The organism is Populibacterium corticicola (genome assembly GCF_042683685.1).
GTDB lineage: Bacteria > Actinomycetota > Actinomycetes > Actinomycetales > Cellulomonadaceae > Timonella > Timonella corticicola.
This window is the reverse complement of the sequence record NZ_JBHUOP010000002.1, coordinates 141002-152754: the sequence shown is the minus strand read 5'-3', so window position 1 is coordinate 152754 and position 11753 is coordinate 141002. Positions and strand designations below refer to the sequence as shown.

Sequence of the window (11753 nt, the reverse complement as noted above, 5' to 3'; positions counted from 1 at the left end):
CCCCGTCAGACAGATGTCCGGCGGGGCTTTCGCCATGTTGGTTGGGAAGATGGAGTGGATTATCCGATCTGGAGGGCGCTGACACGCCAGCGTCCCCGAAACTCCTCAACCCGCAGCGCGGCGGCACGAGCCCGCGGCCCATCCTGTAGAACGATTGAGGCCTCGGCGGCGATCGGTGAGACCCGAAGGACACGCGCGGTGACGATCCGTGTCGATGCGCGGGGCCGTGTCCTCGTAGCGTCCGCGTTCCCGACTTTAGCCCGAGGCGTGACGCCGTTGACGCGATCGACCTGCTGCTGAACCCGCGCTCGTTGAGCCAACTGTTCGTACACATGAGGCGACACAAGGCGGGCCAACTGCTGCACCGGTCGTGCCCCGTGAAGTGCCTCGACTGCCGCATGGGCAACCGCGCAGCATACGGCGGTTGGGTCGGGAAGTTCCACTGCTCGCCCCAACCGGAGACGCATTTCGTCGGGGTCGTGCACGAGATCGAGATCAATGTTGGAGGGTTCGGTGGGCGTTGGGACGTGCGGTGCAAGTGTAGTGATCATGGTGTTCCTCGATGGTCTGCGTGCGGGCTGTGGTCAGTTGAGGGCCAGAGTCGTGCCAGGGTGGATGAGGTTGGGATCATCTCCGAGTGCCTCACGGTTGAGCTCGAAGATCTCCTGCCAGCGTTGAGCGACATCACGGTTGGAGGCATGTGTGGGTAGTTGGTCCGCGGCTATTTTCCAGAGGGAATCACCTGCCTTCACTGTGTAGTGGGCGGCCTGCTCTGGTGACTTATTGCCGACGAGCCCCTTCCTGCCTGCTGCTTCTTTCGTTTCGGGGATGGCGGGTTTGATGAAGGTGTCGCCTGTCTGAGTGGTGGCGCGCACGGCCTGCGGCGAGGGAATCTGTTCGCTGTTCTGGGTGGACGGTGAGGTCGCCGATGTTTCCTGCGGCTCCGCACTGGGTTCCGTGGCTTCCGCTGCTTTTGCGGGCACGCTGGTAGGTGAGCTGGATCCTTCTTGGGAACTGGACGCTTTCTGTGACTCAGATGCGGTTGAATGTGGTTGTTTCTGCTGTGACGGCTCGTTGAAGGTCAGGGAGAACTTGGGTGTAGGGGCCAGAACGTCAACAGGTTCTTCGGGCTGCTCTGGCTCGGGTTGTGGAGCACTCGTGGAATGATCATCCACTGCAACAGTGTCATCGTCTCGCTCGACAGTTTCCTTCCCTGCGGTTGCATCACGTGATATGGCCGCTGTGTCATCTGACGGTTCTAGGGCCGGAGTAGATGCCTCTTTCCCAGAAACCGGTGCGGACATTGTGAGGGTGAAACTCTGCGAAGCAACCGGGGGTGTGGGCACCTCCTCGACAGCGGCGGCCGGTAGCGAACCAAGAACCATGCCAACCCCGGTCCCGGCCACGATGATCGGGCGCATGGCCCGTGGCACGAATACCTTGACTGAGCGTGCCCAGTGTTCGCGACGCTCCCGCGATGCCACGGGCAGCATGAGGGCGAGTAGTATCCAAGCTGAGAGCGCCCACCAGGCGGCGGCCGCGCACCCGGCAGTTAGAACCGCAATGATGACCACTGAACCCACCTGGTCGTACACGAGGGCCGAGCCGAATGCATCTGTGGTGAGGCGGGCTGCAACGTGAGAACCGAGCAGCAGCGCGAGCGCGGAGCAGACAACAGCAAGGACCGAGGTCTTCAAGGTCGAATACGGCATTTTTCTCTCTTTTAATATCGTTTGATGCGGTTTGATGATGTTTGACCAAGTTCGATCTAACCTGATTTTCCTCGCGCTGTCTATGGGATGTGGAGAACTATGTGATGGAATGTGGGTCAACACGTCAAACAGGGGAGCGCCGATGGACCGCTGGGAAAGACTCTTCGCCCAGTTGGAAGCAGAACAGAGCAGCGAGGAATCAGTAGACCGCCGCGCCACTGCCTATGAGGTCTCACAAGCGGAAACGCGCAACATTACGCTCGTGGACCGGATGCGCGGACACCTTGGGTCCAGGCTTGTGCTCACCCTGGAGACCGGGGAACTTGTGGACGGACAACTCGTCGCTGTCGAACCCGAATGGTTACTCCTCACCATCTCTGGCCAGAGGACGCTGATACCCGCGCAGGCAGTCGTGACGTTCCGTAACCTCTCACGTAAACCGGTCGTGCAGGAACACAGTGAGGGCTCGTCGGAAATGGAAGAAGACGAGCGCCACAGTGCGCTCGCCGCGCTGCGTAAACGCAGCCGTGAGTGGTCGCTTGAGCAAGTGCTCCGAGCGATTCAGAGCGACCGCGAGCGGATAGCCCTGTCCGCGGGACCGATCGAGGTGTTGGGAATGATCGTGGCAGTCGGAACCGATCACCTAGACGTGCACACGGAGGTCGAGAGAACTCCCCACACTCAAGCTCCAGTGGTCGTGACGGTGTCCGCCGCGAGAATCACGAAAATCGTGCTGCTCTAACAGCGCATGGCGGGTCTACAACTGCCCGGACTGAACCTTCTCCTGCGTGAGCTTGTATCCGCGCTGGATGTAAGCTTCCAGTTCACTGGCCTCAACGCGCCATTGACCGCGACCGCCAACCTGGATTGCAGGCAACTCCCCGGAACGCACCAGGGCATAGGCCTGGGTGGAAGAAACGTTCAGGATTTCGCTCACGTCCGCGAGGGTAAGAAAACGAGGTGCCATACCGGCATTGTTTCATGGATAGCCCGGCCCATAGTCATTATCCACAGACTTCGATTGGATTTTACTGTGTCCTCGGCAAGAGACCAGTACACGTTAGTTATGAGCAGTTCACCGCGCATCAGCGCGTACAAAAACACAGATAGAACGAGTAATGCTGCAACACAGGCCAAGCCAAAACGTGAGTGCCACACGTCTGCGACGCCCAACGGTCAAAGACCCACGGCTTGTGGTTGGGATCTTACTCGTGGCGCTTTCGGTGTGGCTCGGTGTATGGGCCGTCGATAATGCCAAGGACCTATCGGTCGCCTACGTCGCCGCACAGCCAATAGTGGCGGGACAGGCTGTCACCCAAGAGCATCTGCGCCCCGTTGAGGTGAACCTTGCGGCGCAAGGCTCTCAGTACGTAAGCGTCCCACTCGACGCAGACCATAACTACATCGCCACCACGACGGTCGGTGAGGGGCAGTTTGTGCCCATCGGATCACTCGTGCACGATCAAGCCTATGCAACCCGCGTGATCGCGATCTCTACGAGCACCGTCCTGCCACGCAACGTGACAGTCGGAGCGACCGTGGAACTATGGGCCGCGCCCAGGGTGGCGGCAAGCGGCGATGCTCCCGCACCAACGCTCGTGGCAACGGATCTCGTGGTGGCCCAACTACCTGCAACCGACCAGGGGTTCAGCGCTTCCTCGGGACAGACCGTACACGTGGTTGTGCCCGCTGAACAGGTCAGCGACGTGGTCGCCGCGAGTATGGGCGACATGACGTTATCGCTCCTCAGCTACCCGAAGGATGAATCGTGAGTTGGGACCAAGCGCGCAGAGCGCGATCCTCGGGCTTCTCGGAGTATCCGCGTGCCGTCGTGTCCGTGGTGACCGCGGTTCAAGGTGCCATCGAAGGACGGATCGCTCAGATCCTGACCCACACCGAGGGCATAGCCCTCGTACGCCGCTGCGCTGACACGGCCGAACTCCTGGGCGTGGCACAGGCGGGAATCGGAACTGTCGCGGTTGTCGGTGCTGATCTCCCTGGCTTTGACCGGGAACTCGTGTCGCTTCTGCGGGTACAGGGGGTCGAGATAGTTGCTCTGAACGACCCAGACGATCAGTTCTCGTGCGAACGGCTGAGGGCATTGGGAATCACGGTGTCCGTCAGTCCCACCGACATTGACGAGAAGCTGGCTCAGATAGTGGCAGAGGCCGGTGCTCGGAACAACGCAGGCACCGCGGCTGCCCTTGGAATCTCAGGAGCAACCACTAGCGATGTCCTGCGCGCCGACGCCAGCCAGCCAGAGAGCAGTTCTGGGCAGGCCACCAACGGCAGCGACACATCTCATGGTGCAGATGAGAGTGTCCACGACCAAGAGGCTGATGACATAGAACTCACGGTCCGACGCGACGAGGTTTCGCACGCACGCAGTGGAGACAGCCCGGCAAACGCAACCAGCTCGCCAGAGGACCCTCAACCATCTGACCATGACCAGGCGCTCGCAGACTGGTCCTATGCCGCGCAGCAACTGATTGAGGAGACAGCAGACGTGCTGAGGCGCGAAAGCCTTGGCATCCTGCCCACCAGACTGCCAGACTCCCTGCCGCAGGGCTTCGCACCGGATCGCGGTGTACAGGACGGCCTAACTTCAGCGCAGGAGACATTCGCACCCTCTGGCCTGAAAAGCGGAACCCCCGACGTTCCGCTACCGCCCCCCAGTCAGCCCGCGGCATTCGCACCGGAGCCGTCAGCACCGGAAGGCCGCCCCGGCCATCATGGCAAGATCATCGCGGTGTGGAGCGGACACGGAGCGCCGGGACGTAGCACAATAGCCGCAGGTCTCGCCTACGCGCTCTCACGAGGCGTGACACAGAGGACCGAGGCAACCGGCTCGTCGGCAATGAACATGAGGCAGACACAGGGTGCTGCAAAGCGGCGGAGCCGCTTGCTCGGCAGCCGACGCAGCGACGCCAAGAGATACACGGGTGAGCACACGATCCTCGTGGATGCCGACACCTACGCCCCATCGCTCGCACAGGGGTTGGGTCTGCTCGAAGAGTCGTCGGGCCTGGCGCTGGCGTGCCGGCACGCCAATCAGGGCACCCTCGATACGGCGACCCTTGCGGACAGCGCAATGAACGTTGCCGAGAACTTGACGCTCCTGACCGGGTTGCCGCGTCCCGATCGTTGGGACGAGATAGCGCACTATGCGCTCGAAGCAGTCTACGAACAGGTGAAACACGATGCTCCCTGGACAATCGTGGACTGTGCGCCGCCACTCGACCAAGACAAGAGCATCGCATTTGACTCCCATGCGCCACAGCGCAATGCAGCCACACTGACGACGCTTGAATACGCGGATCTCGTGCTGATCGTGGGGAAAGCCGACCCCGTGGGAATCAAACGACTCATCGATGCGATCTCGCAGTTCAAAGAGCGCCACCCTGACCGTCCTTACCTCGTAGTGGTGAACCAGGCACCACTGAGGGTCACGGGAAAGGATCGGCGTAGCCAGATCGTCAAAGCACTGCGACGGTTCGCTGATGAGGACGCGCCGTACTTCATCGCGAGTGACCAGAACATCGCGCACAGCGCTCTCGAATGGGGCAAAGCCGTCACCGAGGACCGTACCAAGGGCGACCTGCCCTCAGCATTGGAATCTCTGGCGGCTATGATCAGCGCCGGGTTTGTGACGCACCGTACGGCCTGAGCTGACCGTTCTTGCTGCGCATCGTTGAAGATTATCGGGCCTCAGATGGCACACTTAGAACATGCGCCTGTATGTACCAGCCACCCTCAGCGAACTCGACGGGGTCAAAGGCAACAAGATCAACCTGACCCCACGTCGCGCCCACACCGCCACCGCAGCCTTGGTGCGGCAGTATGCGGCCGAAGACATCACGGACATCGAAGAGGTCGAGTACGGCGCGTTCATGGCTGCGGCAGATGACTCGCTCATGCTTATCGCTGCCGCCCCCGATGAGCAGTGGACACGCTTGATCATCTCAGTTGACGTCCCAGACTCGGCTGTCACGGTCGTTGAGGCCACACCGGACGAGGCACTCTCTGCGGTTGACATCACTCAGGATCTTGGGCCAACCAAGATCGTGTGCGTGCATGTTGACGAACCTGAAGCTGCAGGCGACATTCAGGGCGTGCTCGAAGGCAAGGAGGAAGCGATCATCGCACTGGGCGAGCGTGACCTGCTCTGGTATGACGTGTCCGAATTGGGGATGATTTCGCGCTAGTCCGCGCAGCCAGAACCGCGACCCACTCGTGGCGGTGCCACCGTGTCAACCCGCACTATCGTCGCTAAGCAGGGCTCAAGCCCTCGCCTCGCGTTATTCGGTGCGCAGGCGTTCCAAGATCTCCTCATGCAACACGCCGTTGCTCGCAATGGCGTTGCCGCCCCACGGACCCTGAGCAGACCCGTCAACGGAGGTGAACGTGCCTCCGGCCTCGGTCACGATGGGGACGAGTGCGGCCATGTCGTAGAGTTCAAGCTCGGGTTCCATCGCAGCGTCGACGGCGCCCTCGGCCACGAGCATGTAGGACCAGAAATCGCCGTAGGCGCGGGTGCGCCAGACGTCATCGGTCAGGGACAGGAACTGCTCGCGCAGTCCCAACTTGCCCCATCCTCCCAGAGAAGAATAGGAGAGCGAGGCATCCTCAAGCGACGAGACCCCTGAGACATGCAGGCGCGTGGCCTGGGACAACGATCGTCCAGTCCAGGCTCCAGTGCCCTTGGCGGCCCACCAGCGGCGGTTGAGCGCGGGTGCGGAAACGACGCCAACAACCACCTCATCTCCCTCGGCAAGCGCGATCAGCGTCGCCCAGACTGGGACTCCACGTACGAAGTTCTTGGTGCCGTCGATGGGGTCGATGATCCAGCGGCGTGAGGAGTGGCCGGTGGTTCCGTACTCCTCGCCGACGATTGCGTCGCGCGAGCGCATGCGCGAGATCTGTCCGCGGATGACCTCTTCGGCTGTGCGGTCTGCGTCCGATACGGGGGTGGTGTCCGGCTTGGATTCGACCTTGAGGTCTATTGCCTTGAACCGTGACATCGTGATGCGGTCAACTTGGTCCGCAAGGGTGAGTGCGAATCGCAGGTCGTCATCGTAAACCGAGGAAGTCATGCCTTAAACATAGCGTGTTTTGGCTGGTTTGCGGGCGTGTTTCTCATGACCTGCACGGGTTTATGCGCCGCTTGGCCCGTCGCTGCGCGAGTCGAGGAGGCGACGCATCGACTCGATGCGTTTGATTTTCGACGAGACCTCGCGTTCGTCTTCCTCCACCGTTCCGGCGTGGGCGGCTTCGAGCCAGTCGTCGAGTGCGCAGTCGGGTGCGCTCGCGAGGTGGGTGCACCCTCGTGGGCAATCCTCGATGAGGGTCTCGAGGTCTTCGAAGGCGGCGAGTACGCGGTCAGGATCGATGTGGGCGAGCCCGAATGAGCGGACCCCCGGGGTGTCGATGACCCAGCCTGCGTGGACCTCGCCGGTTGCAGGGTCTGCGTGTTTGGGAAGGCGGAGCGCCACGGCTGACGTTGAGGTGTGGCGGCCGCGTCCGGTCACGTCGTTCACCCGGCCGGTGGCGCGGTCGGCGTCAGGGACGAGGGCGTTGACGAGCGTGGACTTTCCGACACCTGAGTGACCGACGAACACGGACACCTTGCCCACGAGTTCATCGCGCACCCCGGTGACTCCGTCGAGGTCTAGATCATCGGTCTGTTCAGTGACGACCACGCGTACACCCACCGGTTCGTAGAGGTCGCGTAGATAGTCGGGGGAGGCGAGGTCGGCTTTGGTGAGGCACAGGATCGCATCCATGCCGGCGTCGTAGGCGGCAACCACGCAGCGGTCGATCATGCGGGTGCGTGGTTCCGGGTTGGCAAGCGCAGTCACGATGACGAGTTGATCGGCGTTTGCCACGATGATGCGCTCGTACGGATCGGTGTCGTCCGCCGTGCGCCGCAGGACGGTGTCGCGTTCGGTGATACGCACGATTCGCGCGAGCGTACCCTCATCGCCGGAAACATCGCCCACCATGTCCACGCGATCCCCGCACACGATTCGGTCGCGGTTCAGTTCCTTGGCCTTCATCGCGATCACGATGCGTTCGTCGGGACCGTCCTCGTCCACGAGGATTGTGTAACGACCGCGATCCACGCCAGTGACGAAACCCTGGACGGCGTTCTTGTGCTCGGGGCGGGTCTTGGTACGCGGACGTGAACCGCGTTTCCCTGGGCGGGAGGAGAAATCCGACTCGTCAAGAAAGCGTGGCGTCATAGAACTGAAAGGCATTCCGTTGGTTGTAGGGGTGAGGGCACGGGCTACCTCGCCGCGTACCCTCACCACACTACTACGCCAACTGCGCGAGCATGTCCTGCCACATGAGGTCGAACCCTGGAAGGGTCTTTGCCGTGGTGGCGATGTTCTCCACGGCGATGCCGGGTACAGCCAACCCGAGGATTGCTCCGGCCGTGGCCATTCGGTGGTCGTGGTAGGTGCGGAACGTCCCACCATGCAGTGGTGCCGGGCTGATGATCAGGCCGTCCGGGGTCTCGGTGACGGAGCCACCCAGGCCGTTGATCTCGGCGGACAGCGCTGCAAGGCGGTCGGTTTCATGACCACGCAGGTGTGCGATTCCGGTGATCTCGGTGGTGGCATCGCCGAGGGCGGCAAGCGCCGCAAAGGTGGGGGCCAGTTCACCTGCGGGGGAGAGGTCGAGATGTCCAAGGCCACGAACCCGTCCCGTGCCCGTGATCGAGAGTACGCCGTCCACGAGGTTCACCTGCGCCCCCATGCGTTCGAAGATCTCCGGTGCCAGACCACCGGGCTGAGTCGTCGATGAGGGCCAGGCGGGAATCCGCACCGTGCCACCGCACACGAGTGCCGCAGCCATGAACGGGGTGGCGTTGGAGAGATCCGGCTCGACGTGAACATCGCGCGCGGTGACTGCTGCCGGGGCGACTGTCCAGGTCACGTTGTCCGGCTGTTCAACCGAGACACCTGCTGCGCCCAGCACGTCGACGGTCATGTCGATGTGGGGCAGCGAGGGCAACTTCGCGCCCACGTGGTGCAGTTCCACGCCCTTCTCAAAGCGGCTCGCGGCAAGCAGCAGACCAGACACGAACTGGCTCGAACCCGAGGCATCGACCGTGATGCTGCCACCCGGAACCATTCCTGTGGCGTTCATCGCAAAGGGAAGGAAGCCATTTGACAGGTCCTCGATCTCCACACCGAGATCGCGCAAGCCGTCCAGAATCGGCTTCATCGGGCGTACCCGTGCACCCTCATCCCCATCAATCACGATGTGTCCGCGCACGAGCGCTGCAACGGCGGGTAAGAACCGCATCACCGTCCCTGCCAGCCCGCAGTCGATGTGCACCTCGCCGACATCAGTTCCCTGAACGATCGGGGAGATGTGGAACTCACCCGCCTGCTCACCTGGCTCAATCGAGGCCCCCAACTGTCGCAGGGCCGCGATCATGAGTTCGGAGTCACGGGACAGCAGCGTCCCGCGGAGCACACTCGGTCCATCGGCCAGAGCTGCGAGCACAAGGAAGCGGTTGGTCAGCGACTTGGAGCCGGGAACGGACACGGTTGCATCCAAGCGGGCATTGGCAGGGCGCGACGGTGCGTCCCACAACGGTGAAACAGAGGTTGGCGAGATCGAAGTCATGCCCCAAGTCTAGAAGGTTTCCGCAAGACAAGACGCTGGGTCTCACTTCCCAGCACCCTGGCGTGCATCTGTGTACTACTTGGCGACGATCTGGCCACACAAGAGGACCGCCCCTGTCCCAGCCACGCCGGGGCAGGGGATGCGGACAGAACCAGCAGGCTCGTCGGCAATCTGCGTCCACATGACGCCGTGAGTGGGTTTTTCCCCACTCGCCACGAAAGTACGCGAGCCAGGTCAGGCGATCACTTTTCGTGCGAACGCGCCTCAGCCCGATCTGCACGAGCCTTCGCAACCCGGTATCGCATGGACGGCTTACCGGCCGTGTCAGCGGCAACCAGAAGTGCAGCACCCACAGCGCCAACCTTGGCGATGAATGGCCTCATCCGCTCCGAACGCGACAACTCCGCCTTGCTGACGGGTGCGGTTGCAATGGCATGCGGCGTGGTGGAGAGCGCGAGGAGCAGACCGGCTGTGCGCGGGGTCTTCGAGAAAGCGAGCGACAGCCCCAAGAAAATCGTGGCGGCACCCTGAGCCTGTACGATGCGCTTGATCTGCGTGTCCGATGGCACTTCCTGGCCTGCAACCGCGGCGATCTTCGTGACCGGCTCACGAGCCATCTCGACGTGCGACTCTGGATGACGGAGCGCGTCATAGCCGTCGTATACAAACCACGACGCGAGCAGCGGGCGAGCAATCCGACGCAACATTGAAAAAACCCCAAACTGTGGGTGCCACGCGCTACCCACATCGATACGGTCACATTCCTCTACTCACCATAACCGGCGAGGGCATTCACCGCTCGGTTATCCGCGCGTACCCGCACGCAAAATCTCAGGTTGTAAGTGCTCCTTAGCTTCACTCACAGTGCGCGTGAGCGAAGCTAAGGGCACCTACAAACGTAGGGAGCGTTTACGAGTGTTCCCTGGGAATGAAAATGCGCACATGAGTGTTGGACCGTGCGTGACAGCAAACGTTATGGACCGAGGCACAGGAGCGATTCAACTGGTCAACCCAGCGACCCTCGACATAGGCTCTACAGTGATGACCACTCATGAGTCGAACCCGACCCCACACCCAGAATCGGACGTGATCACCTCTGAGAATGCGGAGGCAATCGCGGACCAGATACTTGCCGATGACATTGGCGAGGACACCGACCGTGCCCCCGAATCGGAGAGCGCCGAACAACGCGCCGCCCGCTTCGAACGGGATGCGCTTGGATACCTCGATCAGATGTACGCTGCCGCACTACGCATGACCAGGAACCCCTCGGATGCAGAGGACCTGCTTCAGGAAACCTTCGCCAAAGCATTCGCGGCGTTCCACCAGTACCGGCCAGACACCAATCTCAAGGCCTGGCTGTACCGCATCCTCACAAACACCTACATCAACAGTTACCGCAAGAAGCAGCGTGAGCCGAAGCAATCCAACTCCGAGGAAATCGAGGACTGGCAGATTGCACGCGCGGCCTCACACACATCGACCGGACTGAAATCAGCCGAGGCTGAAGCCCTCGAACGGCTCCCAGACTCGGACATCAAGCGCGCCCTCCAGGAACTCCCCGAGGACCGCCGCATCGCCGTCTATCTCGCCGATGTCGAGGGATTCCCGTACAAGGAGATCGCCGAGATCATGGGCAGCCCCATCGGAACCGTCATGTCTCGGCTACACCGTGGCCGCGCACAATTGCGTGAACTCCTACGCGACTACGCCGCGGGCATGGGATTTGGAACAGGGGAAACCTCCTCCGCACGCACAGCACGCAAGAGTTCAGCGAAGAGCGCTCGCAGTGTCGTGGACGCAGTGGATGCCCCGACCTCACCGGAGCAAGCATCATGACCGAGAAACCTACACAAGATTGCAGCAAGGACATGGGATACGAGCTCGACAAAGAAGCCTGCGAGTCCGTCGTGGAGCACATCTTCGAGTACCTTGACTCGGAGATGACCGAGGAGGACACGGCCCGTGTCCGTGCACACGTGGCCGAGTGTTCGCCGTGCCTCGCTGAGCTCTCAATCGACGAACTCATCAAGGCCGCTCTCAAACGGTCCTGCAGTGAACGGGCTCCAGAGGACCTGAGGGTGCGAATTCGGGCGCAGTTCACGCAGGTGACCATCACCGAGGGCTAAAACGACAAGGGCCGCAACGAATCATTTTCAGATTCGTTGCGGCCCTTGTGCTTAGTCCAAACGACTCATGCGTTTGGACGCTTGCCGTGGTTTGCGCCCTTACCGGCACGGCTACGACGCTTACGTCCGCGCTTGCTCATGGTGATCTCCTTCAATGTCAGGCATGCCCACCCAGGTCAAAAGAACCTCAGGCTCTCAACCGCGCACTACGCAGCAAAGAACAAGCGTCCAGTTTGAGGTAAACATGAATCGCGCGTGCTTGAGCACACGCCCG

14 protein-coding genes are annotated in these 11753 nt (G+C 61.6%); 6 read left to right on the top strand and 8 right to left on the bottom strand.

Annotation, left to right across the window (positions count from 1 at the left end; all coding sequences use genetic code 11):
* Positions 1-59: 59 nt before the first annotated feature.
* Both ACFSYH_RS04475 and ACFSYH_RS04470 read right to left on the bottom strand, forming a co-directional pair.
* Entirely contained in the window at positions 60-551 is a 492-nt protein-coding gene (locus tag ACFSYH_RS04475; RefSeq protein WP_377465380.1) for an Rv3235 family protein, read from the bottom strand.
* A 33-nt stretch (positions 552-584) separates the two neighbouring features.
* A complete protein-coding gene (locus ACFSYH_RS04470) occupies positions 585-1712 on the bottom strand; it encodes a LysM peptidoglycan-binding domain-containing protein (RefSeq protein WP_377465379.1) in 1128 nt (375 codons plus the stop codon).
* Between the two features lie 142 nt (positions 1713-1854).
* On the opposite strand from ACFSYH_RS04470, the gene ACFSYH_RS04465 reads away from it, so the two are divergent.
* Positions 1855-2454, top strand: a complete 600-nt coding sequence (locus ACFSYH_RS04465) for a hypothetical protein (protein WP_377465377.1) — start codon at positions 1855-1857, stop codon at positions 2452-2454.
* A gap of 15 nt (positions 2455-2469) precedes the next feature.
* On the opposite strand, the gene ACFSYH_RS04460 is transcribed toward ACFSYH_RS04465, so the two are convergent.
* A complete protein-coding gene (locus ACFSYH_RS04460) occupies positions 2470-2679 on the bottom strand; it encodes a helix-turn-helix domain-containing protein (protein ID WP_377465376.1) in 210 nt (69 codons plus the stop codon).
* A 178-nt stretch (positions 2680-2857) separates the two neighbouring features.
* Here ACFSYH_RS04460 and ACFSYH_RS04455 point away from each other — a divergent pair, with 178 nt between their 5' ends.
* The 3 genes from ACFSYH_RS04455 to ACFSYH_RS04445 all read left to right on the top strand — a co-directional run bounded on the left by ACFSYH_RS04455 (position 2858) and on the right by ACFSYH_RS04445 (position 5917).
* Positions 2858-3484 (top strand): hypothetical protein, encoded by a 627-nt coding sequence (locus tag ACFSYH_RS04455; protein WP_377465375.1) that lies wholly within the window; start codon positions 2858-2860, stop codon positions 3482-3484.
* Entirely contained in the window at positions 3481-5379 is a 1899-nt protein-coding gene (locus ACFSYH_RS04450) for an AAA family ATPase (RefSeq protein WP_377465374.1), read from the top strand. The genes ACFSYH_RS04455 and ACFSYH_RS04450 overlap by 4 nt, the downstream gene beginning before the upstream one ends.
* Positions 5380-5440: 61 nt before the next feature.
* Positions 5441-5917: a DUF6912 family protein gene (locus tag ACFSYH_RS04445; protein ID WP_377465372.1), complete on the top strand. Its 477-nt coding sequence runs from the start codon at positions 5441-5443 to the stop codon at positions 5915-5917.
* Positions 5918-6010: 93 nt separating this feature from the next.
* On the opposite strand, the gene hisN is transcribed toward ACFSYH_RS04445, so the two are convergent.
* The 4 genes from hisN to ACFSYH_RS04425 all read right to left on the bottom strand — a co-directional run bounded on the left by hisN (position 6011) and on the right by ACFSYH_RS04425 (position 10057).
* Positions 6011-6805 carry a histidinol-phosphatase gene (gene hisN, locus ACFSYH_RS04440; protein WP_377465371.1) on the bottom strand — a complete coding sequence of 265 codons (795 nt, stop codon included), beginning with the start codon at positions 6803-6805 and terminating at the stop codon, positions 6011-6013.
* Between the two features lie 60 nt (positions 6806-6865).
* Positions 6866-7954, bottom strand: coding sequence for a ribosome small subunit-dependent GTPase A (rsgA, locus tag ACFSYH_RS04435; RefSeq protein WP_377465370.1), 1089 nt, complete (start codon positions 7952-7954; stop codon positions 6866-6868).
* Between the two features lie 73 nt (positions 7955-8027).
* Complete coding sequence (gene aroA / locus ACFSYH_RS04430) at positions 8028-9350, bottom strand: 3-phosphoshikimate 1-carboxyvinyltransferase (protein ID WP_377465369.1); 1323 nt, start codon at positions 9348-9350, stop codon at positions 8028-8030.
* 242 nt (positions 9351-9592) lie between these two features.
* Complete coding sequence (locus ACFSYH_RS04425; protein WP_377465368.1) at positions 9593-10057, bottom strand: DoxX family protein; 465 nt, start codon at positions 10055-10057, stop codon at positions 9593-9595.
* Positions 10058-10292: 235 nt separating this feature from the next.
* On the opposite strand from ACFSYH_RS04425, the gene ACFSYH_RS04420 reads away from it, so the two are divergent.
* Together ACFSYH_RS04420 and rsrA are read left to right on the top strand one after the other, a co-directional pair.
* On the top strand, positions 10293-11189 hold the full coding sequence (locus ACFSYH_RS04420) for a sigma-70 family RNA polymerase sigma factor (protein WP_377465366.1): 897 nt from the start codon (positions 10293-10295) through the stop codon (positions 11187-11189).
* Positions 11186-11479 carry a mycothiol system anti-sigma-R factor gene (gene rsrA, locus ACFSYH_RS04415; RefSeq protein WP_377465365.1) on the top strand — a complete coding sequence of 98 codons (294 nt, stop codon included), beginning with the start codon at positions 11186-11188 and terminating at the stop codon, positions 11477-11479. Before ACFSYH_RS04420 ends, rsrA begins: the two co-directional genes overlap by 4 nt.
* Before the next feature lie 65 nt (positions 11480-11544).
* Here rsrA and ACFSYH_RS04410 read toward each other — a convergent pair whose 3' ends face one another.
* Positions 11545-11619 carry a 50S ribosomal protein bL37 gene (locus ACFSYH_RS04410; RefSeq protein WP_377466089.1) on the bottom strand — a complete coding sequence of 25 codons (75 nt, stop codon included), beginning with the start codon at positions 11617-11619 and terminating at the stop codon, positions 11545-11547.
* Positions 11620-11753: the final 134 nt, after the last annotated feature.

What these genes read in the sequence shown, in the direction of transcription:
- ACFSYH_RS04470 (WP_377465379.1), bottom strand. Translation starts at nt 1,712, where the DNA reads ATGCCGTATTCGACCTTGAAGACCTCGGTCCTTGCTGTTGTCTGCTCC.
- hisN (WP_377465371.1), bottom strand. Translation starts at nt 6,805, where the DNA reads ATGACTTCCTCGGTTTACGATGACGACCTGCGATTCGCACTCACCCTT.
- aroA (WP_377465369.1), bottom strand. Translation starts at nt 9,350, where the DNA reads ATGACTTCGATCTCGCCAACCTCTGTTTCACCGTTGTGGGACGCACCG.
- rsgA (WP_377465370.1), bottom strand. Translation starts at nt 7,954, where the DNA reads ATGACGCCACGCTTTCTTGACGAGTCGGATTTCTCCTCCCGCCCAGGG.
- ACFSYH_RS04465 (WP_377465377.1), top strand. Translation starts at nt 1,855, where the DNA reads ATGGACCGCTGGGAAAGACTCTTCGCCCAGTTGGAAGCAGAACAGAGC.
- rsrA (WP_377465365.1), top strand. Translation starts at nt 11,186, where the DNA reads ATGACCGAGAAACCTACACAAGATTGCAGCAAGGACATGGGATACGAG.
- ACFSYH_RS04460 (WP_377465376.1), bottom strand. Translation starts at nt 2,679, where the DNA reads ATGGCACCTCGTTTTCTTACCCTCGCGGACGTGAGCGAAATCCTGAAC.
- ACFSYH_RS04475 (WP_377465380.1), bottom strand. Translation starts at nt 551, where the DNA reads ATGATCACTACACTTGCACCGCACGTCCCAACGCCCACCGAACCCTCC.
- ACFSYH_RS04420 (WP_377465366.1), top strand. Translation starts at nt 10,293, where the DNA reads ATGAGTGTTGGACCGTGCGTGACAGCAAACGTTATGGACCGAGGCACA.
- ACFSYH_RS04425 (WP_377465368.1), bottom strand. Translation starts at nt 10,057, where the DNA reads ATGTTGCGTCGGATTGCTCGCCCGCTGCTCGCGTCGTGGTTTGTATAC.
- ACFSYH_RS04445 (WP_377465372.1), top strand. Translation starts at nt 5,441, where the DNA reads ATGCGCCTGTATGTACCAGCCACCCTCAGCGAACTCGACGGGGTCAAA.